The organism is Bradyrhizobium sp. AT1 (assembly GCF_001590795.1).
Lineage (GTDB): Bacteria > Pseudomonadota > Alphaproteobacteria > Rhizobiales > Xanthobacteraceae > Bradyrhizobium.
Map to the genome: position 1 here is coordinate 7,044,105 of NZ_JXDL01000001.1, position 25,411 is coordinate 7,069,515.

General features: G+C 66.0%; 21 protein-coding genes and 1 pseudogene. 6 read left to right on the forward strand and 16 right to left on the reverse strand.

Annotated elements, in window-relative coordinates:
• The 6 genes from SE92_RS32425 to SE92_RS32450 form a co-directional block, all read right to left on the reverse strand.
• Positions 1-940, reverse strand: a 940-nt coding sequence (locus SE92_RS32425) for an ABC transporter ATP-binding protein (RefSeq protein WP_157095995.1), incomplete at its 3' end; no start/stop codon positions are given.
• Positions 933-1,715, reverse strand: a complete 783-nt coding sequence (locus tag SE92_RS32430; RefSeq protein ID WP_063202625.1) for an ABC transporter ATP-binding protein — start codon at positions 1,713-1,715, stop codon at positions 933-935. The genes SE92_RS32425 and SE92_RS32430, both read right to left, overlap by 8 nt.
• Positions 1,708-2,790, reverse strand: coding sequence for a branched-chain amino acid ABC transporter permease (locus SE92_RS32435; protein WP_063202627.1), 1,083 nt, complete (start codon positions 2,788-2,790; stop codon positions 1,708-1,710). Before SE92_RS32435 ends, SE92_RS32430 begins: the two co-directional genes overlap by 8 nt.
• Position 2,791: 1 nt before the next feature.
• Entirely contained in the window at positions 2,792-3,802 is a 1,011-nt protein-coding gene (locus SE92_RS32440; protein WP_063203878.1) for a branched-chain amino acid ABC transporter permease, read from the reverse strand.
• A 193-nt stretch (positions 3,803-3,995) separates the two neighbouring features.
• Complete coding sequence (locus SE92_RS32445; RefSeq protein ID WP_063202629.1) at positions 3,996-4,823, reverse strand: AraC family transcriptional regulator; 828 nt, start codon at positions 4,821-4,823, stop codon at positions 3,996-3,998.
• A 124-nt stretch (positions 4,824-4,947) separates the two neighbouring features.
• A complete protein-coding gene (locus SE92_RS32450; protein WP_063202631.1) occupies positions 4,948-6,198 on the reverse strand; it encodes an ABC transporter substrate-binding protein in 1,251 nt (416 codons plus the stop codon).
• A gap of 254 nt (positions 6,199-6,452) precedes the next feature.
• Between SE92_RS32450 and SE92_RS32455 the strand changes: the two genes are divergently transcribed.
• The gene (locus tag SE92_RS32455) at positions 6,453-7,310 is read left to right on the forward strand and encodes an SDR family oxidoreductase (protein ID WP_063202633.1); all 858 of its coding nucleotides are present in this window, start codon (positions 6,453-6,455) and stop codon (positions 7,308-7,310) included.
• Between the two features lie 58 nt (positions 7,311-7,368).
• On the opposite strand, the gene SE92_RS32460 is transcribed toward SE92_RS32455, so the two are convergent.
• A complete protein-coding gene (locus SE92_RS32460) occupies positions 7,369-7,884 on the reverse strand; it encodes a YciE/YciF ferroxidase family protein (protein WP_063202635.1) in 516 nt (171 codons plus the stop codon).
• A gap of 86 nt (positions 7,885-7,970) precedes the next feature.
• Here SE92_RS32460 and SE92_RS32465 point away from each other — a divergent pair, with 86 nt between their 5' ends.
• Together SE92_RS32465 and SE92_RS32475 are read left to right on the forward strand one after the other, a co-directional pair.
• Positions 7,971-8,165, forward strand: a complete 195-nt coding sequence (locus SE92_RS32465; RefSeq protein WP_063202636.1) for a hypothetical protein — start codon at positions 7,971-7,973, stop codon at positions 8,163-8,165.
• Between the two features lie 492 nt (positions 8,166-8,657).
• Positions 8,658-10,979, forward strand: coding sequence for a molybdopterin guanine dinucleotide-containing S/N-oxide reductase (locus SE92_RS32475; RefSeq protein ID WP_063202640.1), 2,322 nt, complete (start codon positions 8,658-8,660; stop codon positions 10,977-10,979).
• Here SE92_RS32475 and SE92_RS32480 read toward each other — a convergent pair.
• Together SE92_RS32480 and SE92_RS32485 are read right to left on the reverse strand one after the other, a co-directional pair.
• A pseudogene (locus SE92_RS32480) lies at positions 10,907-11,404 on the reverse strand (helix-turn-helix domain-containing protein); the annotation flags it as partial. The gene SE92_RS32475 and the pseudogene SE92_RS32480 overlap by 73 nt on opposite strands.
• 322 nt (positions 11,405-11,726) lie before the next feature.
• Entirely contained in the window at positions 11,727-12,434 is a 708-nt protein-coding gene (locus tag SE92_RS32485; RefSeq protein WP_063202642.1) for a hypothetical protein, read from the reverse strand.
• Positions 12,435-12,900: 466 nt separating this feature from the next.
• Here SE92_RS32485 and SE92_RS32490 point away from each other — a divergent pair, with 466 nt between their 5' ends.
• The 3 genes from SE92_RS32490 (at position 12,901) to msrA (ending at position 14,732) form a co-directional block, all read left to right on the forward strand.
• Positions 12,901-13,578, forward strand: coding sequence for a VOC family protein (locus tag SE92_RS32490; protein WP_063202644.1), 678 nt, complete (start codon positions 12,901-12,903; stop codon positions 13,576-13,578).
• Positions 13,579-13,662: 84 nt separating this feature from the next.
• Entirely contained in the window at positions 13,663-14,085 is a 423-nt protein-coding gene (locus SE92_RS32495; RefSeq protein WP_063202646.1) for an OsmC family protein, read from the forward strand.
• Positions 14,086-14,216: 131 nt separating this feature from the next.
• Positions 14,217-14,732, forward strand: coding sequence for a peptide-methionine (S)-S-oxide reductase MsrA (gene msrA, locus SE92_RS32500; protein WP_063202647.1), 516 nt, complete (start codon positions 14,217-14,219; stop codon positions 14,730-14,732).
• Positions 14,733-14,748: 16 nt separating this feature from the next.
• Here msrA and SE92_RS32505 read toward each other — a convergent pair whose 3' ends face one another.
• The 7 genes from SE92_RS32505 to SE92_RS32535 form a co-directional block, all read right to left on the reverse strand.
• The gene (locus SE92_RS32505) at positions 14,749-17,592 is read right to left on the reverse strand and encodes an ATP-binding protein (protein WP_063202649.1); all 2,844 of its coding nucleotides are present in this window, start codon (positions 17,590-17,592) and stop codon (positions 14,749-14,751) included.
• Positions 17,593-17,750: 158 nt separating this feature from the next.
• Positions 17,751-18,905, reverse strand: a complete 1,155-nt coding sequence (locus SE92_RS32510; RefSeq protein ID WP_063202651.1) for an MFS transporter — start codon at positions 18,903-18,905, stop codon at positions 17,751-17,753.
• Between the two features lie 51 nt (positions 18,906-18,956).
• On the reverse strand, positions 18,957-20,297 hold the full coding sequence (locus tag SE92_RS32515; RefSeq protein WP_063202653.1) for an ATP-binding protein: 1,341 nt from the start codon (positions 20,295-20,297) through the stop codon (positions 18,957-18,959).
• On the reverse strand, positions 20,294-21,007 hold the full coding sequence (locus tag SE92_RS32520; RefSeq protein ID WP_063202655.1) for a response regulator: 714 nt from the start codon (positions 21,005-21,007) through the stop codon (positions 20,294-20,296). Before SE92_RS32520 ends, SE92_RS32515 begins: the two co-directional genes overlap by 4 nt.
• 89 nt (positions 21,008-21,096) lie before the next feature.
• Positions 21,097-23,058 (reverse strand): MacB family efflux pump subunit, encoded by a 1,962-nt coding sequence (locus SE92_RS32525; RefSeq protein WP_063202657.1) that lies wholly within the window; start codon positions 23,056-23,058, stop codon positions 21,097-21,099.
• 1 nt (position 23,059) lies between these two features.
• Positions 23,060-24,292, reverse strand: coding sequence for an efflux RND transporter periplasmic adaptor subunit (locus SE92_RS32530; RefSeq protein ID WP_063202659.1), 1,233 nt, complete (start codon positions 24,290-24,292; stop codon positions 23,060-23,062).
• A partial coding sequence (locus SE92_RS32535; protein ID WP_063202661.1) for an efflux transporter outer membrane subunit occupies positions 24,289-25,411 on the reverse strand: 1,123 nt, incomplete at its 5' end. The genes SE92_RS32530 and SE92_RS32535, both read right to left, overlap by 4 nt.

Genomic DNA, 25,411 nt, shown 5'->3' on the forward strand with positions numbered 1-25,411 from the left:
GCTTGCGCCGTCCCGTCTCGTCGAGCCGCGCGACCTGGGTCGCGAGTGTGCGCGCCGCCGCCTCGATGCGGGCGATCGGCACCGGCTGCGACCACCGCGTCGGCAGCGTCGGGTTGGAGATGTAGATGCGGATCGGCCCGTCGCGCCGTGGCGCCGGCGCCGGTTTCGCCTCGGGACCGGACGCGGGGGTCTCGATGTCAGGTTCCAGCTCGGCGTGAAGCCCGACGCCGAGCAAGCGCTGCTGCAGCTCGCGGTCGGCAGCGAGCCGCGCGGACTCGATGATGCGGTTGATGCGGCCGTTGACCATGATCGCGACGTTGCGCGAGATCGCCGTGGCGACGCCGATGTTCTGCTCGATCACGAGCACGGACATGTCGCCGTCTTCGCCAAGCCGCAGCAGCATCTCCTCGACCTGCGCGACAATGACGGGCGCGAGACCCTCGGTCGGCTCGTCCATGATCAGCAGATGCGGATTGGTGAGCAGCGCGCGCGAGATCGCCAGCATCTGCTGCTCGCCGCCGGAGAGCTGGCCGCCGCCGTGACCCTTGCGTTCGGCAAGGCGCGGGAAGGTGTCGTAGATGCGTTCGACGGTCCAGGCGCCCGAGCGCATTCCGCCGGCGAGCTGCAGATGTTCGTCGACGCTGAGCGAGCGCCAGAGCCGGCGGCCCTGCGGCACATAGCCGACACCGAGCCGGGCGATCTGGGCCGGCGGCCGCCGCGTGACGTCCTCGCCGCGAACCCGGATCGAACCGCCGCTCACGTTCACCAGCCCCATGATCGCCTTGCACAGCGTGGTCTTGCCCATGCCGTTGCGGCCGACGACGGAGAACACGCCGCTCTCCAGCGTCAGATCGACGCCTTGCAGCGCGTGCGAGTGCCCGTAATAGACATCGAGCCCGCGGACCTCGAGGGCGGCGGCGGAGCGGCGCGCCTCATTCATGGCCGCCTCCGAGGTAAAGCTCCTGCACTTCAGGGTCGGACTGGATCTCTTCCGGCAGGCCCTCCTTGAAGATGCGGCCGTTGTGCATCATCGTGACGCTCTCGACGACGCGGAGCGCCACGTCCATATCGTGCTCGATGATGATGTAGCCGATATGCGCCGGCAGCGAGGTCAGGATCTCGATCAGCTCGGCCCGTTCGGTCGGCGATAGGCCGGCGGCCGGCTCGTCGAACAGCACGAAGCGGGGGGCACCGGCGAGCGCCAGCGCAATCTCGAGCTGGCGCTGCTGGCCGTGCGCGAGCTCGGCCACGCGCTGGTCCTTCACGGCGGACAGATGCACGGCCTGCACGAGGTTGTCGGCCGCATGCATCAAGGCGTCGTTCTGCCCCGGGCGGAGGAACGAGAAGCGCCCGCGCGAGACGCCACGGCAGGCGAGATAGACGTTGTCCTGCACGGTGAGGCCGGGGAACAGCGCCGAGATCTGGTAGGTGCGGCGCAGCCCGCGGCGGATGCGTTCATACGGCGGGAAATGGGTGACGTCCTCGCCAAAGAACCGGATCGTGCCGGAGGAGGGCGGGAAGTCGCCCGTGATGCAGTTGAACAGCGTCGTCTTGCCGGCGCCGTTGGAGCCGAGCACGGCGCGCCGCTCGCCGGGACGCACGGTGATGGTGATGTCGGTCAGCGCCGCCAGTGCGCCGAACAGCCGCGTCACACCGCGCAGCTCCAGCGCGGCGCCGGCGCCGACGGCCGAGAGACGCTGCGCGACGCTATCCATGGCCGCGCCCTCCGCCAGCTCGGTTTGCAGACTTATGCTGGCTCTGGCGCCAGCGCTGCCACAGGCCGATGACGCCGTCCGAGGACCAGAACACGATGGCGAGGAAGCCGAGCCCGATCAGCAGGCGGAAGCGGTTGCCGTCGAGGCCGAGCCTGACCAGGAAGTCGAGCGCGAAGGTGCGCAGCAGCACGAAGATCAGCGCGCCGATGAAGGGGCCGATCGGGCGCGTGATACCTCCCACGACGGCGATGATGAGCACGTCGATGCAGGCCCCGACGCTGACCGAGCCCGGCGAGATCTGGCGGTAGTTCCAGACCTGGAGCACGCCGGCAAGTGCGGCCACGAAGGAGGCAAAGGCATAGGCGGCGATGCGGTGCGCATTGACGTTGAAGCCGAGGGCGGCCATGCGCCTGGGATTGTCGCGCACGCCCTGGAGGGCGAGGCCGAAGGGTGCGCGCGAGATGTATTCGACCGCGAAGTAGCAGAGCGCGGCGACCGCGAGCACGATGTAATAGAAGGGAATGTCGGCGCGCCAGTTGACGCCCCAGAAATGCGGGGTGGCCACGGTGTTGATGCCGGTATGGCCGTTGAAGATCGCCCAGTTCTGGTTGGTGAAATAGTAGAAGGCAGCGCCGATCGCGAGCGTGATCATGATGGTGTAGATGCCTTCGGTACGCACCGCGAGCGCACCGCCGAGCGTGCCGAAGGCGGTCGCCAGCGCCAGCGCCATGGGGACCGCGAGCCACCATGGCCAGCCCAGGCTGATATTGGCGTTGCCGCTGACGCCGAACACGGCGACCATGTAGGCCGAGAAGCCCGCGATGGTGAGCTGCATCAGGCTGACCATGCCGCCATAGCCGGCGAGGAACATCAGGCTGAGCGCCATGGTGCCGAGGATCAGCGTGGTCGCGAAGATCTCGATCAGGAAGAAGCCGCTCGCGATCAGCGGCATGATCAGGAGAATGGCGGCGACGACCCAGGCAGCGGGATTGTTGATCTCGGGCCATGTCCGCGCAGCGCGCTGCGTGGCGGTGGCGGGACGAACGGCAACGCGGGCATCGTGGGCGAGCGACATCTCAGCGCCTCGCCAACAGGCCTTGCGGCCGGATCGCCAGCACCAGCACCATGATCAGGAAGGTCACGACGATGGCATAGGTCGGTATGTAGACCGAGCCGAGCTGCTCGGCGAGACCGATGATCAGCGCGCCGAGCGCCGCGCCGGGGATCGAACCCATACCGCCCACGATCACGACGACGAGGGAGGCGAGCAGGAAGCGGATGTCCTCGCCGGGCGACAGCGACTGGAAGGTGCCGCCGACGACACCGGCAATGCCGGCAAGTCCCGCGCCGAATGCGAACACGGCGACGAAGACGAGCTGGATCCGGACGCCGGTCGCGGCGAGGATATCGCGGTCGTCGACGCCGGCGCGGATGATCATGCCGATGCGAGTGCGATTGAGCGCGAGCCACATCGCGACGCCGATGATCACGGACGCCGCGAAGATCACCAGCCGCACCATGGGGTATCTGAGATACACCGGCTCGCCCGAGGACTTGATCGCCGTGATCAGCGGCAGCTCAATGGGGCCGATCAGCCAGTTCGGCGTCTGGATCTGGTAGAAGTCGCCGCCGCAGGCCCACAGCATGAGGTCGGCGAACACGATCGAGAGCCCGATCGTCACCATGGTCTGCCTGAGATCCTGTCCCTCCATCCGGCGGAACACGATGACCTGGAGCAGGACGCCGACGAGAGCCGTGAGGATGAAAGCGACAATGAAGCTGAGCACCCAGGAGCCGGTCGCTGAGCTGATGGCGTAGCCGACATAGCCGCCGAACAGATAGAGCGAGCCGTGCGCGAGGTTGACGTTGCGCATCAAGCCGAAGATCAGCGTGAAGCCGCTGGCAACGAGGAAGTAGAGTCCCCCCAGCGTGATGCCGTTGAAGAGAGCGTTGAGGAAGACGCGCTTGCGCCCGATGGCTTCTTCGAGCCCCGGCGGCCAGACCGCGAAGATCAGCCAGAGCAGGACGGCAATCGCGATGATCGCGATCAGCGCCCAGGCCGGATGGCGTTCGACAAAGCGGCTCATGCGCAGCGCCTTCCAGGCCATGCCGCACGCCGAAGGTCGATCGAATGCAGGTCACACAGCCTTGCGTCGGCTGCTAGCCTCGCCATGAACGTGCGCTCCCGTCGGTCGCGATCCTCTTTCGGGATCGCGTTGCCGGCATCCTAGCGGGGCTGCGAGGGGAACGTTTGATCGTGAGTATCTTTTCGCGCGGGGCTCAGGCGCGCAAAATCTTGGCGGCGCGCCGATAATCGGTCGGCGCCATCCCGACATTGGCAGCGAAGAAGCGGGTGAAGCCGCTTTGCGAGGAGAAGCCGAGATCGAAGCCGATGTCGGCGATCGGCGTCTCGCTCGCCACCAGCGCTTCCAGCGCCTGTTCCATGATCAGCGTGTTGAGATAAAGGTTCGGCGTGACGCCGGTCTGGACCCGGAACAGCCGGTAGAAGTGCGGCCGCGACAGGCCGGATTCACGCGCGATGGCGTCGAGCTCGATCTCGGCCCCGGGGCTCTCCGACATCATCTTGATGCATTTGCGCACGCGGAAATCGGTGACGGAGCCGTCTGCGCGCGGATCGCGCGCGATCTCGGCCTGCTGCCAGCTTTCGTCGTAACAGATGTCGATCAGCCTCCGCAGTTCGGAATCCAGACTGGAGAGCGATGGTGCGCCGCAAACGAGCGCAGCGGTCCGCCTGATGTGCTTGTCGAGGGCGGGGGTGCGCTTGAACTGGGTGCGGCCGAAACGCAGCTGGTGGGTGCCGGAGGCATCGGGTGCAAACCATTCGGCATTGACGTAGAGCACGAAGAAGATCGCACCGCCGTCTGCGTCCGTGGGCAGGAAATTGTGCGGTTCCCAGGGATTGACCGCGACGACGGAGGTCTCGGTGAGATCGTAGTGCCCGTCGGACACATCGATGCATGCGGACATGCCGCCGACATGGAAGATCAAATGACCTTCGCGATGGGCGTGGATATTGAAAGGGCGGTTCAATTGATAAACCGTCGCCCGGCCGAAGCGGCCGTGGAAGACGGCGAGCGCGCGGCTCATGCCTTCCCCTCCCGAATGTTCTTGTCTTTTCGGCCAGCGTTCAACAACGCCGGCGAGATTGCAAGAGCGGAGAGCGACCGCGTCAGCAAGTCGCTCCCCGGTTGTCCGTTGCAGCCGTGATGCGTCAGTATTTCTTACATTCCGGTACGGTGCGGCTTGGCAGTCCGATCTTGGAGAACACGGCCGGATCATAGCCAAGCGTCTGGTTCACGTTCGGGATCACCTTCACCACCTTGCTGAACAGCGCGCCCTTGCCGTCGTCGACGACCTCGGTGACGAAGTTGGTGCCGATCGCCTGGCGGTTGGAGTCGAGCTTGATCTTGCCGTTCGGCGCGTCGATCTCGATCTTCGCCAGCGCAGCCTTGAACTTCGACTGATTGTTGCTGAGATCGCCATTGACCTCACGCAGGGCCAGAATCAGCGCCATCGTCGAGCCGTAATAATTGGTCGCGAGCAGCGACGGACTCGGGAAGCGCTTGTTGGGCGGGAAGGCGTCCTGATAGGCCTTCACGAATTTCTGCCAGCCCGGGTCCTCCCAGGTGTCGGCTTGGCCGCTGGCCGCGATGGTGCCGACCAGGGCGTTCTTGGCGTTGCCCTTGGAGGACAGAATGGTCTGGTCGATCATGATGGAGCCGCCCATCAGATGCGCCTTGCCGCCGGCCTGCTGATACTGGTTGAGGAAGTTGACGGCGTCCGCGCCGCCGAGGCCGAGATAGATCGCATCGACATCGTCGGGCAGGGCGGCGATGACTGAAGCAAAGTCCTTGGTGCCGAGCGGCACCCATTGCCGGTTGGTGACCTGTCCGCCGGCGCCGCAGAATTCGAGCACGAGGCCGAACACCTGCGTGTAGATGAAGGAATAGTCCTCGCCGACGGTCGCGATCTTGCGATACTTCTTCTCGTCATAGGCGTACTTGCCGAGGCCGACCTGCCACTGCGCGCCATCCATGTTGTACCGGAAGAAGTTCGGGGCAGGGTCGACATAGGTCGTTTCCTGCGCACCGGACGCCGCGTTGATGAAGGTCAGCTCGGGATGGGTCTTCGCGAAATTCTTCACCGCGATACCCTCGTCGCCGGAGAGCGGCGACAGCAGGATCTGTACCTTATCCTGTTCGATCAGTTTTCGTACGGCGCGCACGGCGGAGTCCGGCGTCGCGTCGGTGGAGGCGACGATGAATTCGAGCTCCTTGTCGCCGATCTTCTTGCCCAGCACGTTGAGCGCGGTCTGGTGGCCGCGCATGCCGTCCTCGCCGAGCACCGTGTAGGTGCCTTCGAGGGTCGCGGTCACGCCGACCTTGATCTTTTCCTGGGCGATCGCTGCGCTTGAAAGAAACAGGCTGCTCAGCGCGAGCAGTCCGACACTGCATTTCGACATTGTGCTCCTCCCTGTGTCGTCGATTTATGGCCGCGCCGAGCCGGCGCGGCGCCGCGTGTCTTTCGAAGGTCCGCGGCTTTGGAGAGAAGCTAGCCGAAGTCGCGCGCGGTGCATGCGTGAGCACCTCGCGCGGCTTGACGGGCAGTCTCATTTTTGAATGTTGCGGCGCAAATGGTTCCGCGGTGCAGCAGCGCGGGTCACAGGAACGCTTCCGGCGGGGCTCCGTTAGCGGAGCAGATTCCAGGAGCCGCTTCATGACCGATTATCCAAAGCCACCCTATCCGTCGCAGCAGCAACCGATGCCCGGTTCGACGCGGGCGATGCAGCCACGCCCCGATCATGGCGAAGAGAGTTACAAGGGCGCCGGGCGCCTGGCCGGGAAGAAGGCGCTCATCACCGGCGGCGACAGCGGCATCGGCCGTGCGGTCGCAATCGCCTATGCCCGGGAGGGCGCCGACATCGTCATCTCCTATTTGAACGAGGACGAGGATGCGGCCGAGGTCAAGGCGCTGGTGGAGCGGGAAGGGCGCAAGGTTGTCCTGATCCCCGGCGACATCTCTGAGCCCGAGCACTGCCGCTCCATCGTGCGTCGCACCGTCGAGGAGCTCGGCGGCATCGATATCCTCGTCAACAATGCGGCGCACCAGGCCACGTTCAAGGACATCGGAGACATCAGCGACGAGGAGTGGCAGCGCACGTTCGAGACCAACATCCACGCGATGTTCTATCTGACCAAGGCCGCCGTGCCTCACATGCGGCCGGGCGCTTCGATCATCAACACGGCGTCGGTGAACTCGGATATGCCGAACCCGACGCTGCTGGCCTACGCCACGACCAAGGGCGCCATCCAGAATTTCACGGGCGGACTTGCCCAGATGCTGGCGGAGAAGGGCATTCGGGTCAACGCCGTGGCCCCGGGGCCGATCTGGACGCCACTGATCCCCTCGACCATGTCGGAGGACAGGGTCAAGAATTTCGGCAAGCAGGTCCCGATGCAGCGCGCCGGCCAGCCGGCCGAGCTTGCAACCGCCTATGTCATGCTGGCCGATCCGCTCTCGAGCTACACTTCGGGGGCGACGCTGGCCGTCACCGGTGGAAAGCCGTTCATCTGACGAGAAACGTGGCGGCACCGGCAGGCCGGGCCGCCACGTCGCAATCGGCAGCTCTCGATCAGGCCGCGTTGCTGGCCTTGGCGTTGACGCCCTTGCGCAGCGCCACCGTGTTCAGCTTGGTGTTGGCGGCCTTCTCTTCGTTCAGATTGGTGGTGAGGAAGCGCACGATGTCGTCGTGGCCGAGCTCTTCGGCCCATGCGATCAGCGTGCCGTAGCGGCACATCTCGTAGTGCTCCACGGCCTGGGCGTTGGCGACGATCGCGGCATCGAGCACCGCCTTGTCCTCGATCTCACCGGCGGTCGCGTCGGCTTCCTTGATGAGGCCGTCGATGGCAGGGCATTGCGTGCCGCTGGGCTCCTTGCCGAGCTTGGCGAACACCTTGTCGAGCCGTTCGACCTGCTTCTTGGTCTCGTCCAGGTGAGCTTTCAGCCCGGTGACGAGATCCCTGTTGGTTGCCTTCCCGATCATCTCGGGCAGCGCCTTCAGGATCTGCTGCTCTGCGTAATAGATGTCCTGCAGCCCGTGCAGCAGCAGGTCTTCCATCGTTTTGATGTCCTTGGTGAAGAATCCCATAAATGATCACTCCTTTGATAATGATGACACGGGAACGCTGGACCGCCGCAGCTGTTCCATTCCGGTGTGCAGACCAGGAGAGCCGAATGAACGATGGGATTGATCATCTTGCGGGCCTGCTCGGGCGCGCGGCGATGGACGTGTGGGGCGACATGCCTCGCGACATCCAGGAGGCGCTGTTCGAGACGGCCATGAAGGGCCGCGCTACCGAGCGCGAGGAGCTCGCGCGGCTGCTGCACGAGCGGCATCCGCGCACGCTACATCCGGCCCGGCCGGGATGATGCAGGGAATCGGAACGATCGCGCCAGCTCACGATTGGTAAACTGAGTGGCGCGTCGCCCAATGGCTCGAATGAAGCCGCGGCAGGCGTCTCGCTCGACCGTTGAGCGCATCCGTGGGTCCATCGCCGTGACTGAGATCAACATCGGAAAATGGTACGACCCGATCTCGGAGCGGTGGATCGTGCCTCGCCAAACGCCGGGCATAGTCGGATATGCTCGATCCCGCGCCGAGAAGGCGCCGGAGGCGCACGAGCGGCGCGAGGCGCAGCGAATCTGGCAGCTGTTGGTCGATTGCTGCGCAGGTGAGTGACGCCCAACTCCGGCGCGCCTGTTAGGGGCGCCCGCTCCAAGCGCGCATCGTCATCGTGTGATCGGGCTATTCGCCGCGCGGGGCAGCCCAGCGTTTCCGTCAAGGCTGATCTCGACGACGTCAGGACCGGATCGGTATATTACCAGCCCGATTGCAGACCGGACCGGAACGAGGATCAGACGATGGACGATACGATTGGCTTCCCCGACCCCGGTCTCGACCTCTCGGACGGCTTCAAGCCGCACACCTCGCATTGGGGTGTGTTTTCCGCGCGCCAGGGCGCTGATGGCCTCGAGGTCAGGGCCTATGCGGGCGATCCCGATCCGAACGGCATCATCGACAATTTCCCCGGCGCGCTCCGCCACCAGGCGCGCATCGCCCAGCCGGCGATCCGCCGTGGCTGGCTAGAGCGCGGGCCCGGTCCCGACAATCGCCGCGGCCGCGACGAGTTCGTCTCGGTCAGCTGGGAGAAGGCCCTCGATCTGCTCGGCGACGAGCTCGGTCGCATCCGCGACACGCGCGGTCCCGGCGCCGTGTTTGGCGGCTCCTATGGCTGGTCGAGCGCCGGCCGCTTTCATCACGCCCAGAGCCAGGTGCACCGCTTCCTCAACATCGCGATGGGCGGCTATGTGCGCTCGGTCAATTCCTATTCCTCGGGCGCGTCGTCGGTGCTGCTGCCGCAAATCCTCGCCGGCTACGAAGACATCACCAAGCGCAACGTCACCTGGGAGCAGATCGCTGCCGACACCGACATCGTGCTGGCGTTCGGCGGCATGGCGCTGAAGAATTCCATGGTGGCCGGCGGCTCGATCAGCAAGCATGTCGAGCGCGGCGCCATGGCAGCGGCCCGCAAGCGCGGCTGCGAGTTCATCCTGGTCAGCCCGCTTCGCGAAGACCTGCCCGTCGAGGCCGGCGCGGAGTGGATGACCTGCGTGCCGGGCACCGATACCGCCTTGATGCTCGGCCTCGTCCATACGCTGGTCAGCGAAGGCTTGCACGATCAGGCCTTCCTCGATCGCTACACGGAAGGATGGCCGGTCTTCCTGCGTTATCTCATCGGCGAGAGCGACGGGCAGGCAAAGCATGCCGAATGGGCTGCCGCGATCTCAGGCGTCGATGCCGAGACGATCCGCACGCTCGCGCGCCGGCTGGCCGGAAAGCGCGCGCTGATCACCGTCTCGCATTCGCTGCAGCGGGCCGAGCATGGCGAGCAGCCGGTGTGGATGGGCATGGTGCTGGCAGCAGCGCTCGGCCAGATCGGCCTTCCCGGCGGCGGCTATGCCTATTCGCTCGGGGCGATCGGCTATTACGGCCGCCGCGTCAACGACGTGCCGGGACCGACGCTGGGGCAGGGCCGCAACGGCGTCGCCGATTTCATTCCGGTGGCGCGCATCGCCGATATGCTGCTCCAGCCCGGCAGCACCTATCGCTACAACGGCGAGACACGCACCTATCCCGATATCCGCATGGTCTATTGGGCCGGCGGCAATCCCTTCCATCATCACCAGGACATCAACCGCCTGCGCAAAGCCTTTGCGCAACTCGATACGTTCGTCGTGCACGAACTCGCCTGGACCGCCACCGCCCGTCATGCCGACATAGTGCTGCCCGCGACGATGACGCTCGAGCGCGAGGACATCGGCTATTCCAGCAACGACCCTCTGATGGTCGCGATGCACAAGGTCGCCGAGCCGTTTGGCCTTGCGCGCGACGACTATGACATCTTCGCCGATCTCGCCGATCGTCTCGGCGCGCGCGAGCCCTTCACTGAAGGACGCACCTCGCGGCAATGGCTGGAACATCTCTACGAGCCGACCCGCGCCTCGCTCGCGAAGCGTGGCCTGGAGGCCCCAAGCTTCGACGAATTCTGGACGCGCGGCAGCCTGGTGGTGCCGCAGCAGCCCGACGACGGCGGAAGGCTGCGCCGTTTTCGCGAAGACCCCGTCAATCATGCGCTGCCGACGCCGAGCGGCCGCATCGAGATCTATTCGCAGAAGATCGCAGGCCACGGCGATGCGGATTGTCCCGGACATCCGGTCTGGCTGGAGAAGACCGACATGCCGAAGCCCGGCGCGCCCTGTTTCCTCGTTGCCAACCAGCCGGTGACGCGGCTGCACAGCCAGCTCGATTTCGGCGGACATTCGCTTGGCTCGAAGCATCGCGGCCGCGAGGTCGCGCGGATGAACCCGGTTGACGCGAACGCGCGCGGCATTGGGGATGGCGACATCATCCGTCTGTTCAACGCGCGCGGCGCCTGCCTTGCCGCGGTCCACGTCACCGACGGCATCGCGCCTGGCGTGGTGCAGCTCCCGACCGGTGCCTGGTATGACCCGATGGATCCCGAGGACGAGGCGCCGCTCTGCGTTCACGGCAATCCCAACGTGCTGACCCGCGACGTCGGCACCTCGTCGCTGGCGCAGGGCTGCACCGGTCAGCTGACTGCGGTCGAGGTGGAGAAGTTCACCGGCAATCTGCCGCCGATCCGCGCGTTCGATCCGGTGTAGCGAGCGGCAGCGACCCAATTCGTCTCCGGGCACGGAGGACGCAATGGAGGCGCTTCGACCGCGCGCCGTTCGTCCTTGCTGGCGAGGCGCCAGCGCGCGGGAGACTCGCCGCTGATGCGCTTGAACACGGTCGAAAAATGCGCCTGCGTGCTGAAGCCCACGGCGAGCGCGATCTCCGCCAAGGGACGCTCGGTGGTCGCGAGCAGCGTCTTCGCATGCTCGGTCCGGTGGTGGAGCAGATATTCGCGGGGACGGTAGCCGGTCGCGGCGCGGAATTGTGCTGCAAAATGCATCCTGGACAGGCCGGCGACATTGGCGAGCTCGGACAGGCTGATGCCGCGGTCGTAGTGACCGGCGATGTATTGCTCGACGCGCCGCAGCCGCCATTTCGGCAGGGCATTGACCCTGACGCGCGGCAACTCCATGGCCGTGGGTTGGTTGTCTCCGGTGATGACCGGTGTCCGGCGAAGAATCTCGGAATTCCGTGCGCCGGCCGGACCGTCATGTGCCGCCTGCAAATTGTTCGACATCGCTTCGTCCTCTCCTGGCTTTGCCGCCGTTTGCGCGGCCCGGCGAACGCGCAAACCAATGCTCCATGCTCGAAGGATAGTCGTGAACCGGCCAGGACGCTCGTTAGGGGTAATGAGGATCTGTTAGATTTTGTGCGTCTGCGTCAGGTGCGACAGCCCGCCGCAGGAGCGCGTCGTTCGACGTCACAATCCGATTCAAATTTGAAGTGCGTCGGCGCTACTCGAACACAGCATCGAAAATCTCGACATCCATCAGCACGGGCTTGGCGATCACGGTTCCGTCCGGCTGCATCGCCTGAATGCGTCGAAGCGTCGGCACCACGATGCCGCCGAAATTGTCGTGTGCCCAGGAGGCGTCAGCGACGTTCATCCCGAACAGCTCGTGATCGGTGCGCCGCTGCAGGGCGCTCCCGTCGAAATAGAAGATCTGCTCGGACGCGAGCGTGATCAGATGCGGCGGAAATTGCGCGCGCAGCCGGCGCCAGGTTTCGGTGCCCTGCTGCCAAGGCGGCAGCTCCTCGGTCACGACATCGGGGTGAGCGAGCAGGAATGGAATCGTCAGATAGCTCCAGATCGCGACACCGCAGAAGAAAACGAGATGCAGCTCGTCCGCAAGCGGAGGCGGGCCCGCCTCGGCAAATGCGGAGACGGGGTTGCTCCAGGTCTGCAGCACCTCACCGTCCAGCTTCTCGATGGTGATCGCGTCGGGTTGGAAGCAGCCCGAGCGTTCGCCTCCGGTGATGCCGGTGAAGCGGAGCGATTGCGTCCGGGTCGAGCCTTCGGCGGTCACGTCCTTGAATTCCCGGGCATGTCCGGCGTCGGCGAACAATGTTCCGCCGATGGAAAGGTGGAGCGTGAAACGGCTCAAGCTGTTCCAGCGCGTCATTCCGCCGCTGGCATCGATCACATCTTCTAGAAGCGCCATGTCCCGCCATGTCCACCGAGCAATGTCTCCACCATGGCGGTGCCCATGCGGCTTGGCGTGTTAGAATGTGTTAGGACTTGCGAGCGGGGACTCGGGCGGTATCTCGTTGAAGATGCTCTCAATTCAGGCCGCTCGGCAGATTTGATGCGCCGATCTGACGGCGCGCCCTGCAAGGCCTCCTGGTCCCGCGCGACGGGCGGGCGAGCGGGCCGGGCGCGTCGACGCCGATCATAACAGAATCTTGCAACGTCTAACGCGCCAGATGCGCGCGATGCATCCACAATAACCTTCGAGTTGGATCGCACTTCCAGCGGGAGGCTATGATGTCCGGAATCGGCGCTCCGGCGAACGACGGTGTCGTTCGACCTCAATTGGATGGTCATCTCGACGAGCAGTGTCGCGATTGGGAGCCCGTGCTGCGGGAGTCCCACCATCGCATGAAAAGCACGCTGACGGAGAGCTCGACATGACTACTCTCGAAACTGATCCCGAACTCTCGACATCGCGCAGCGCCGACTGGAAGCTCGAAGTCGTCGTGATCCCCGTGTCCAATGTCGATCACGCCAAGGCGTTCTATGCGCGCCTTGGCTGGCGGCTGGATGCCGACTTCACTTCTGGAAATGATTGGCGTGTGGTCCAGTTCACCCCGCCTGGCTCGGCCTGCTCGGTGATCTTCGGAACCAATGTGACGGCCGCCGCACCCGGCTCGGTGCGAGGGTTGTACCTGATCGTCTCCGATCTGGAGGCCGCACGACGGGATCTGCTCGACCGCGGCGTCGAGGTCAGCGCGCCATTCCACGGTGCCGGCGATGTTCACGCCGGGCCGGACGAGCCGTATTTGTTCGGCAGTGTTCGGGTCAGTGGCGCCGACCCCAACCGCGGCAGCTACAGCTCGTTTGCCTCGTTCAGCGATCCCGATGGCAACGGCTGGCTGTTCCAGGAGGTGACAACGCGACTGCCGGGACGCATAGCAGGCGGGGCTACGACATTCGCTTCGCAGCCGGATCTGGCAGCCGCACTCCGCCGGGCGGCGGCCGCGCATGGCGAACATGAGCGGCGGACCGGTGGACATGATGAGAACTGGGCCGAATGGTACGCCGACTACATGGTGCGCGAGCAGGCCGGCCAACCGCTGCCGACCTGACGCTGCAGCGTTGATCGCCGCCACGCCAATGTCGCCTTGCTCCGCTACGGAGCTCGATACTGAAACCGCACAGGGAGAACTGACATGATCCGCAAGGCAACGGCCGTCTGGAAAGGCACCGGTCGCGATGGAACCGGCCATCTGACCAGCGAATCCGGCGTACTCGCTCAGACGCCCTATTCGTTCAAGACGCGTTTCGAGAATGAGAAGGGAACCAATCCCGAGGAGTTGATCGCGGCAGCCCATGCGGGTTGCTTTACGATGGCGCTGGCTTTCGGCCTGCAAATGGCGGGATTCACGCCGGACGAGCTCTCGACGGAAGCGGCCGTGACCCTCGAGCCCGAAGGCAAAGGTTTCAAGATCAGCAAATCCGCGCTGACCCTGCGTGCCAAGGTGCCGAACCTCGACGAGGCCGGTTTTGCCAAAATTGCCGGCGAAGCCGAGAAAAACTGCCCGGTGTCGAAGGTGCTCAACGCAGCGATCACGCTCGACGCCAAGCTGGCCTGAGGCGAGCATCGCGGTCCCACCGGCTCCAGCACGCGCGTGGGCACGTATCAACAGCATGGTTTTCGGCCGGGCGGCCGAGAGCCTATGTTACGGATATAGAACGGACCGGGCAATCAATCGGGAGCGGAGATATGACGACAGAGCGTGCAGTTTTGGCCGGAGGCTGCTTCTGGGGCATGCAGGATCTGATCCGTAAGCAGCCGGGCGTGATCTCCACCCGTGTCGGCTACACCGGTGGGCACGTCAAGAACGCCACCTACCGCAACCACGAAGGCCACGCCGAGGCCATCGAGATCATGTTCGATCCCGCAAGGACCAGCTTCCGGACCATGCTGGAGTTCTTCTTCCAGATCCACGATCCCACCACGCTCAATCGCCAGGGCAATGATCTCGGCACCAGCTATCGCTCTGCGATCTTCTACACGAGCGAGGAGCAGAAAAAGATCGCCGAAGACACCATCGCCGACGTCGAGGCTTCACGCCTTTGGCCGGGCAAGGTGGTGACCGAGGTGGCGCCCGCCGCCGAGTTCTGGGAAGCCGAGCCCGAGCATCAGGATTATCTCGAACGTTATCCGGACGGCTACACCTGCCACTTCATCCGGCCCGGCTGGAAGCTGCCGCGCCGCGCGGCTGCGGTCGGAGGCTAGATCGGGGCGCGGCCTGTCAGGGGCGCGATTGCGCCATCAGGTCGCGCGCCACGCGCATGTCGGCGATCTCAGAGCCCTCGGCAAACGCGCCGCAAGCCTTGTCGAGAGCCGCGTAAGCCTCTGCGCTGCGGCCAGCGCCCATCATGAGCCGTGCGAGGCTGGTCGCACAGCGCAGCTCCCAGAAGCGCGCGCCCTGCTGGGCCGCGACGTCGAGCGCCTCGCGAAAGCGCGCCTCGGCGCGCTCCGCGTGCGGCGTGCTTCTCAGCATCAATTCCCCCTCGATGCGGATCAGCTCCGGCAGATACCAGCGCTCCTGCCGGTCGTTGCAGCGGGCGAGGACGTCCGCGATCATTTCGAGGCCGCGGTCGATCTGGCCGGCCTCCAGCAGGCACGCGGCGAGCTCGCCGAGCAAGGGCAGAAAGCGCGGCAGGAAGCGCGCATCGCCGGCACGATCGAGTTCGTCGTGCAACAGCGGCAGGCCCGTCGCGATGTCGCCGCGCCTGGCCACGACCGCGGCGTTGAAGGCCCTCGCCCACAGGCCCCATGGCCGGATGGCGTGGCGCTCGGTGTGTTCGAGCAGCTCGGCGCCGTGGCGCGCCGCGACATCGAAATCGCCGGACCAGAACGCGATCGGGCAGGCGGCCTGCCCGAGCACGCTGCAGAAGGTCAGCGCGTGGCCGTTGGCGCGGCCTTCTTCGATATTCCTGGCGGCGAGCGCCCGGGCCTGATCGGCAAGGCCCTGAAGCCAGAGGATGCGGGCGCGGAAATATTGCGTCGATATCCTGAGGTCGAGCGGGAAGATCTTGGGCTTCGTTTCCAGCACGTGCAGTGAGGCGTTGACCCGGTCGATGCGCTGCCGCGCATCGTTCTGGTCTCCCAGATAATGCAGCGCGACCGCCATCAGGCGGTCGCCCAGCATGAGATCGGTGCTGTCGGATGATTTCATCGCGACGTCCGCAAAGCGATCGGCGAGCGCACGAGCCTTGCCGAATTGCCCGTTGTTGAACTGGTCGATGCACAAGCCCCAGAGCGCGCGCAGCCGGAAATCCTTGTCGTCGAGGCTCTCGGCCAGCTCGAGTGTCGTCTCGAGGATCGGGCGCGCCTCGCGTGCGCGGCCCTCGCCATACATCAGCGACCAGCCGAGCGCCGACAGCAGCTGCATGCGGATGCGGTCGTCGTCGCGGTCGTCTCCGAGCGCGGCCAGTGCCGTTTTGCAGCGCTCGCGGCATTCGGCGAACAGCGAAAGACGCACCCACAGGGGGACCGCGGCCGCGGTCAGCGCGATGCCGAGCCTCGCATCGCCGCCCGCCGCGAAGGCCCAGTCCAGCGCCGCGCGCACATTGTCCAGCTCGCCGCCATAGGTGCTCAGCCATGCCGGAAGCGGCGTCGAGGTGTCGGCCCCCGCACGTTCGAAGAAGTCGCGAAAATGCTCCGCATGGCGCCGCGCGAACGCCCCGTTTTCGCCGAGCTCGCTCAGCTTGCCGAGCGCATAGGTGCGCGTGGTGTCGAGCAGGCGATAGCGCAGCGCCCGCGAACCGGATGGCGAGATCAGCGATTTCGTGACCAGGCTGTCGATCGCCTCCAGCGTCTCCGAAGCGCTGAGGCCGTCGCCGGCCGCGACCGCGGCGGCCGCCTCCGGCGCGAACGGCCCGGCGAACACCGAGAGGCGCCGCAGTGTGGCGCTTTCCGCCGGAGGCAGCAGGTCGTAGCTCCAGTCGAGGGCCGCGGCGAGCGTCCGGTGCCGCGGGACGGCCGTGCGTCGCCCGCGCCATTGCAGCGAAAAGCGGCTGTCGAGCAGCGAGGCCGTGCCGGCGATGCCATACGCGTCGACCCGGCCCGCCGCGAGCTCGATCGCCAGCGCAATGCCGTCGAGCCGCCGGCAGATGCGCGCGACGAGTGGCGCATCTTCGGCGCTGAGCCGGAACGGTCCGGAGCTCTGCGCGATGCGCTCGACGAACAGCTGGGCGGCCGGGTAGGCCAGAACCTCGGCGGCATCGAGGCCCTCGCGCTCGGGCGGACAGTCGAGCGGAAACAGCCGGAAGATCCGCTCGCCTTCGCTTCGGAACGACTCCCGGCTGGTCGCGAGAACGCGAAGCTGCGGCGCTTCGCGAACGATGCGCTCCACGAGCGGCGTCAGCGCGTCCAGCACGTGCTCGCAGCTGTCGAAGATCAGCAGGGCCGGGGCGGTCTTCAGAAATGTCAGGATGGCCGGTGTCGGGTCCTCCGAGCTGACGGCCAGCCCGAGCACGGAGGCGATCGTGGTCGTGACGTGGCCGGCGTCGCGCAGCGGACCGAAATCGACGAAGAAAACCTGGCCGCCGAAATCCGCCGCGCGGCGATGCCCGACCGTGACGGCGACGGCGGTCTTGCCGATGCCGCCCGGGCCGACCACGCTCATGAACCGATAGTGGGTCAGGCCGTTCGAGATCTTCTCGATGACCTCCTCGCGGCCGACCATCTTCGCGAGTTGAGCGGGCAGGGAGCGGGGAGGGATGATGTCTTCGGACACTGAGGCGACCTGTGGGGCCGCTTCGGCGAACGGGGCGACGAAGCAATAGCCGCGGCCCGGCACGTTGAGGACATAACGGGCGGACTTGCCGGTATCGCCGAGCACCTTGCGCAAGGCTGCGACATGGAAGCGCAGGCTGCCCTCGTCGACGTTCACGTCGGCCCAGATGCGCTTCACCAGCTCCCTCTTGTCGACGACCTCCCCCGGGCGCTCGGCAAGCAGGATCAGAATATCGAGCGCGCGACCGCCGACATGAAGCGGCTCCCCCTCTTTCTCCAGGAGCCGGGACTTTGGAAACAGCCGAAATGGCCCGAATGAAACGACCGAGTCTTGGTTGTTATGAGCTGGCACGTGCCATTGCCCCCGCGACGGGAGTCAAAAGGTATTTTGTTGTGGTCTAGCAGAACGAGACGTCCAGTAAACTGGCCGAAAGCCGCATGGCTGACAGACCTGCGCGGATGGCTCGGGCCGGCTTCGACTCGTCCAGAAAATGCTTGAGACGGAATGGCTTAGGTCGGTATGGTCTGACGCTCATGCTTTGTGACGATGCCTGCCGACAGCGTCACCAGGCCCATCAACACGGCCAGCAGCCAGAACGCCATGGGCAATCCGCCAAGGCGGGCGACGAAGCCGACGCCGGCAGGCCCGATCAGGATCCCGGCATAGCCTGCGGTCGTGATCGCCGCGACCGCAAGCCCCGTCGGCATGACGGTTTGCCGCGCCGCGCGGCGGAAGAGCACCGGCACGAGGTTCGACGCGCCGAGCCCGATCAGCAGGAATCCGGCGATGGCGACCGCCGCAACCGGCGCCGTGAGCAGGACCACGAAACCGGCGATCGCAATCAGGCTGCCCCAGAGCAATGTCGCGCGGTCGCCGATACGCGCGACCACGGCGTCGCCGCCGAGCCGGCCCGCGGTCATCGCGATCGAGAACACGATATAGCCGGCGCCGCCTTGCGCCTCGGTGACGAGGCCTGCGCCGATGACGAGCAATGCGCCCCAATCGAGCATCGCGCCTTCGACCAGGAAAGTGATGGCGCCGAGTAGCGCCAGCAGCAGCACCGATCCGTGCGGCAGCACGAACAGCGGGCCCTCCTGCACCTGCACGGAGCGAAGCAGGCGCGGCCAGGTCACGACCATCGCGATCAGCATCAGGACGGAGCAGATCAGCGTGCAGGAGAGCGTGGCGAATTGCAGCGAGAGCAGCGCCGTCATCAGCGCCGATCCGGCAAAGCCCCCGATGCTGAACAGCGCATGGAAGCCCGACATCAGCGGCCGTCCCGCTGCGCGCTCCACCTCCACGGCGTGGATGTTCATGGCAACGTCGATCGAGCCGAGCGCGGCGCCGAATGCGAACAGTGCCAGCCCCAGCGTCGTGGGCGAGCTTGCGACGGCGAGCAGGGGCAGCACCAGCGCCAGACCAAAGCCGCCCGCAATGATGATCGGCCTGCTGCCATGGCGCGCGCTGATGATTCCCGTCAGCAGCATCGCGACGACCGAGCCGATGCCGAGGCTGAGCAGCAGCAATCCGAGCACGCCGTCGTCGACGCCGAGCCGCGTCTTCGCGAACGGCACCAGCGGCGCCCAGCACGCGATGCCGAAGCCGGCGACGAGGAAGGCAAGCCGGGTCGCAAGGCGCGTTGCCGGCCGGTCGGCAGAAGACATGGGAACTCCGGGGGGAAGCAGAGGCGGGACGCACGACAAGCCCGACGATTGTCACGACTTTATGTCGGAGGCGTTCGACGAATCGTCGCGGGCGGCCTTCACGAGCTGCAGGCGGACGCGCAGGCCCTTTGGCGCGTTGTCGAGCAGCTGAAGCGTTCCTCCATGTGCGGTCACGATCGCTAGCGCGATCGACAGGCCGAGGCCAAATCCCGAAGTCTCGTCCATGGTGCGCGCTTCCTCTCCGCGCACGAAGGGCTCCAGCATCGCCGCCTTCCGTTCGTCGGGAATGCCGGGCCCGTCGTCGCAGACGTCGATGACGAGCCGGTCCTCGACCGTCAACAACGCGACGACGATTTCGGTGCCGAAGCGCGTTGCGTTCCCGACGAGGTTGGTGACCGCGCGAATGATCTCGTCGGGCCGCAGGATGAAGGCGGCCCTGTCCGGGCCGGAATAGGTCACGGCAAATCCGCTGTCCGAAAACTGCTCGCAAACCATCTGAAGCAGCGCTGCGACGTCCACCAGCGTCGGCTTGGCCGGGCGTTCGCTGCGCAGGAGCGACAACACCGATTCCAGCATCGACTGCATCTGGTCGAGGTCCCGCACGGTCTGCGTGCGTTGTGCCGGATCCTCGATGTATTCCGAACGCAGCCGCAGGCGCGTGATCGGAGTGCGCAGATCATGGCTGATGGCCGCGAGCATGCGGGTTCTGTCGTTCATGAGTGCGGTGATGCGATCGCGCATCCGGTTCAGCGCTCTCGCCGCGGACCTGATCTCCTCCGGGCCGTTTTCGGGCAGCGGCGCCGAGGACCGGCTCACGCTGAAGTCCTCCGCCGCGCGCGCGAAGGCCGACAAAGGCGAGGAGAGCGCGCGGCCGGCCCAGACGCCCAGCAGCGTGAGGCTCGCCACGAGGAACAGCAGCGTCGAGGTCCAGAGGCCGCTGACGAAGGCCGGCATTTGGGGCGATCCGATCGAGGCTTCGAGCACGTCCTCGCCCGGAAGGTAGAACCAGGCGCGCTCGTCGTCCGCGCTGCTGCCGCGGATGAGCTCGGCCCTGACCCCAAGCCCGGAAGGAATGGTCAGAGATGTTCGCGTCGACTGCGGCGCGGCAGAGGCCGAGGCGCCGTCTCGCAATTGGAGCTTGAGCGCCGGAAAGGTTCGGCTGACGCTGTCGAGGACGAGCGCACGCTCGCCTTTCGGCGTGTTGGCGATGATCCGCACGATCAGCTCGATCTGCTCCAGCGGCGTGTCCGCCAGCAGCTTTGGCTTGTTGAGGAGAAAATACCCGGCGATCAGGACGTGGATCAGGACCAGCGATCCCAGGATCAAAGCGGCGATCTGGCCGCTGATCCGCCTGAAGCTGAAGAGCGCGACGATGTCGGCGGCGCGGCTCATGCTTGCTCCACCCTCGGGGTGAAGATGTACCCGCCGATGCGGACGGTCTTGATCACGGACGTGCCTTCCGTCCGGTCGAGCTTGCGGCGGAGCCGGCTGACCAGCACGTCGATGCTGCGGCCGAAGCTTGCACCGGCACGACCGCGCGTCATGCTGAGGAGGTTGTCGCGGGTGAGGATGCGGCCCGCCCGCTCGCAGAACGCTTGCAGCAGGTCGAACTCGGCGCTGGTCAGCGGCACCTGCGCGCCTTCGGGATCGCGCAGCTCGCGCAGGCGCAGGTCGATGGTCCAGCCCTGGAACGTGAGCCGCGCTGCGGCGGAGGCGGCGGTGAGGCCGCTCGCTTGCCGGCGCAGTACGGCGTTGATCCTGGCGAGGAGCTCGCGCGGGTTGAACGGCTTTGGCAGATAGTCGTCGGCGCCCATCTCGAGGCCGAGGATCCGGTCGAGATCCTCGCCCTTCGCGGTGAGGATGATGATCGGGGTCGTGGACTCCATCCTCAGCCGGCGGCAGAGGCTGAGGCCGTCCTCGCCCGGCAGCATCAGGTCGAGCACGATCAGGTCGACACGCCCGTGGGAGAGATGGCGGTCCATCTCCCTGCCGTTCGCGACCGCGTCGACCGATAAATTGTGATCGCGCAGATAACGCGAGATGAGGTCGCGCGTCTGCTTGTCGTCCTCGACGATCAGGACGTTCTGGGGGCCGTTGGTCATGGTTGAAATCGCATCGGGGTTGCCGATCGTTGGTCGATTTGCGGACGAATGTCTCGCCCGAAGAACTGCGGTCATGGTGCATCCTAAGGTCAGTCGCGGCTCAGTGCCACAACGGGATCGAGGAAGGCGGCGCGGCGGGCGGGGAAGAAGCCGAAGGCAACCCCGATGCCGGTCGAGGTCAGGAACGCCGCGCCGATCGAGAACGTCGAATAGCTCACCTCGAATCCGGGCACCGCGACGTTGATGGCGACGCCGAGCAGCATCGCGACGAGAATGCCGGCGATCCCGCCGATGGACGAGATCAGAGTCGCCTCCACCAGGAACTGTTGGAGAATGTCGCTGCGCCTGGCGCCGACCGCCATGCGCACGCCGATCTCGCCGATCCGTTCCGACACGGACACCAGCATGATGTTCATGACGCCGATGCCGCCGACGACCAGCGAGATCACCGCGATCGCCGCCACCAGGAACGCCAGCGTTTGTGTCGTGCTGGTGATGGTGCGGCGGATATCGTCGGTGTTGAGGATGACGAAATCCTTGGTGTTGTGCCGCTGCGTCAGCAGCGTGGTCACCGCGTCCTGCGCCAGGGCGGTCGAAACTTCGTCGCTGATCCGCAGGAGGATACTGCGCAGCGAACGGTCGCCGGTGAACTGGGCCTGCACGGTGGTGTAGGGCAGGTAGACCGACAGATTCTGGTTCGAGCCAAACCCGCCCTGTTGCTGGGCGATGACGCCAACGATGCGACAGGGGACCTTGCCGAGCCAGATCACGCGGCCGATCCCGGAGGTCTGGTCGTCGGCGAAGAAGGTCTTGCGGGTATTGTCGTCGATGACGGCCTGTCGCTCGATGTTGCGGATCGCGTCGGTATCGAACAGGCGTCCTTTCGCGAGCTTGGCGCCCTTGACCTGGAAATAACTCTCGCCGACGCCGTTCACCAGCACGTTGGACTCGTTGCCGCGATATCGCACCGTCGTGCTGGTGGAAACCGTCGGCGTGACCCCGGCAATGAAGTCCTGCCGGTCGAGCGCGCGGGCATCGCCCAGCACCAGCGTCTTGATCTTGCCGGCCCGCGCGTCGCCAAAATCCTTGCCCGGAAACACCTCGATCGTGTTGGTGCCGAGGCTCGAAATGTCGGACAGCACCTTGCGCTGGGACGCGTTGCCGAGCGCGACCACCGACGACACCGCGGCGATGCCGATGATGATGCCGAGCATGGTCAAAAAGGCGCGCAGCCGGTGCGCGGCCATCGCCACCAGCGCCATCCGCGAGGCTTCGCGCAGCCGCCGCAAGGCGCCGGACCAGCCGGGGACGTGGTCCCACGACGTACGGGATACGGCGACAGGCCGCTTCGGATTGTCCGTCGTTTCGGTGCGGCGATCGGAGACGATCTTGCCGTCCCGCAGCTCGATGATGCGCTCGGCCCGTGCGGCGACATCGGCATCGTGGGTGACGATGATGATCGTCCGCCCCTCGCTATGCAACTCCTTCAGGATCTTCAGCACCTCCTCGCCGCTGCGCCGGTCGAGTGCGCCGGTGGGCTCGTCCGCCAGGATGACCTCGGCGCCGTTGATCAGCGCGCGTGCGATCGAGACACGCTGCTGCTGGCCGCCCGATAGCTGGTTCGGGCGATGGCCGCGCCGGTCGTTGACGCCGAGCCTTGCGAGAAGCTGCTCTGCGCGCGTGCGGCGCTCGCGGGCCTTCATCCCGGCATAGATTGCCGGGATCTCGACGTTCTCGCCGGCCGAGAGGTCGCCGAGCAGGTGATAGCGCTGGAAGATGAAGCCGAAATGCTCCCGGCGCAGCGCCGCCAGCGCGTCGGCGTCGAGCTCGGAGGCGTTCTTGCCGGCGACGCGATAGCTGCCGGAGGTCGGACGGTCGAGACAGCCGAGGATGTTGAGCAGCGTCGATTTGCCCGATCCGGACGAGCCGATGATCGCCACCATCTCGCCGGGCTGGATGCCCAGCGAGACATCGTCGAGCGCGACCACGCTGGTGTCGCCGGCCGCGAACTCCCGCCGAACGTTCGCGAGGGCGATGATCGGATCGGCCATGTCAGGGACCTCCCGGCGGGCCGCCGGACATGCCGCGCGACGCGGTCTGCTCGCTGGCTTCTCCGGTGATGACCCGGTCGCCCTCATCGAGGCCGGACCTGATCTCGACCGTAGTGCGGTCGTTGAGTCCGGTCTTGACCTCGCGCTCGCGCACGTTACCCGACGCATCGAGGGTGCGGACGGTGCTGCGCCCGTCGGATTTCCGCATCAGCGCGAGCGCGGGGATGACCTTCACGCGCTTGGCCTCACCGGTGACAATGTGCACCTCGGCGGTCATGTAGGTCCGCAGCGAAAGCTCCTTGTTGGGGACGTTGAAGACGCCGATGTAATAGATGGCGGTGCTGGTGGAGCTCGATGAACTCGAACTCGTGCTTGAACTCGACGTGGTGGTCGAGGAGAAGCTGGCGTCGTTCTTGATCGACTCGGGTGCCGGCTCGATCTGCTCCAGACGGGCTTCATAGCGATGGTCCTGGTCGCCGAGGATGGTGAAATAGAGCGATTGCCCCGGCTTCACCTTGATGATGTCAGTCTCGGAGATCTCCGTCCGCACCGTCATGGTCTCGAGCTGGCCGAGCACGACGATGGTCGGCGCGGACTGGACCGCGTTGACCGTCTGTCCTTCCTGCGCCACGGTGGCGAGGACCGTGCCGTCGATCGGCGCGGTGATGCGGGTATATTCGAGGTTCACGCGCGCGGTCTCGACGCTGGCTTCCGCCCCGACGATCAAGGCTTCGAGGGCGGCGATCTGGGCGCGGGTCTGGCGCACCGTCGAATCCGCGCTGTCGAAATCGCTGCGCGAGGTGGCGCGTTGCGCCAACGTCGCCTGCTGGCGGGCGAGGTTCGCCTCGGCCAGAACCAGCGCGGCCTCCTTCTCGACCTTCTGCGCCCGGTAATTCTTCAGCGACGCCTCGGAGCTGCGCAGGTCGTTCTGCTTGGTGACGGGGTCGATCTGGGCGATGACATCACCGGCCTTGACTGCATCGCCGACACGGACGTTGAGGGCGGTGATCCGGCCCGAGACCTGCGCGCCGACCGCGGTCAGTCGCGCCGGCTTCAGCGTGCCGCTTGCGAGCACCTCCTCGCGCAGATCGCTGACGGTGACCGGCGCCGTGATGTAGGACTGCGCCTTGCTCGACGTTCCCGCAAAGCGCGTGGCCGCGACCACGCCGGTGGCCATGACGGCAACGATCGCCGCGGCGATCTTCAGGCGTTTGGCGGTGATGATCTCGGTCACTGCTGCGCCTCCCGCAAGTGAGGTCCCGTGTCGCTGTCCACGATGATCGGCGTCGATATGTCGACCGGATCGGACCAGCCGCCGCCGAGCGCCTTTGCCAGCGCGATGTAATCCTTGGCCGCCGATACCTTGCTCTGGATCAGGGAATCCTCGGCCGAATAGAGCGAGCGCTCGGCGTCCAGCACGTCGATGAAGCTGGCGCTGCCGGTCTCGAACAGCGATCGCGACAGCCGCGCGGCTTCGCGGTAGTTCCTGGCCGCTTCCGTCAGCTTGGTGGCACGCACGCGTTCGCGCGACAGCGAGACCAGGGCGTTCTCGACGTCCTCGAGCGCGGTGAGCAGGGTCGAATGGAACGTGGCGAATGCCTGGTCGCGTTGCGCCTCGGCAATCCTGACCGTAGCCAGCCGCTTGCCCGCGTCGAACACCGGTACGGTGATCGAGGGGCCGACCGACCAGCTCAGGCTCGAATATTTGGCGAGATCGCCGGCACGTATCGCGGAGGTGCCCACCGAGCCCGTCAATGACACCGCCGGATAGCGGTCGGCCTCGGCCTGGCCGATCTTGGCGGTCGCCTGCGCCAGCTTGCGCTCGGCACTGGCAACATCGGGACGGCTCTGGAGGAGGTCGGCGGGCAATCCCGTGGGCAAGGGCATGCGCGGCGCCGGCACAGGCGCGGACCGTGCCATCAACGAGGCGACGCCGTCGGGCGCTCGCCCGAGCAGGATTCCGAGCCGGTGAATGTCGGCCGCGAGCGCCGCCTGATAGGTTGGAACGTTGGCTTCCGTGCTCGCGGCTTGCGCGGTGGCCTTGGCGAGATCGACCGCGTTGCCGCTGCCGGCCTCGTATTTGCTACGGGTGAGCTTTTCGGTGTCGCGCTGCGAGACTGCGGTCCGCTGCGCCAGCGCGATCCGGGCCTGGTAGCCGCGCGCCTCTACATAATAGGCGGCGACGTCGCCGATCAGCGTGACGAGGCTGTCGCGCAGATCCTCCTCGGCGGATTGCGCACTGCGCACCGCGGCCTCGATGCCCCGCTGCGTGCCGCCGAACAGGTCGAGCTCCCAACTCGAATCGAAGCTGGCCTGGTGAAGCGAGTAGGGCGCGCTGTCGACGAGGACGGAA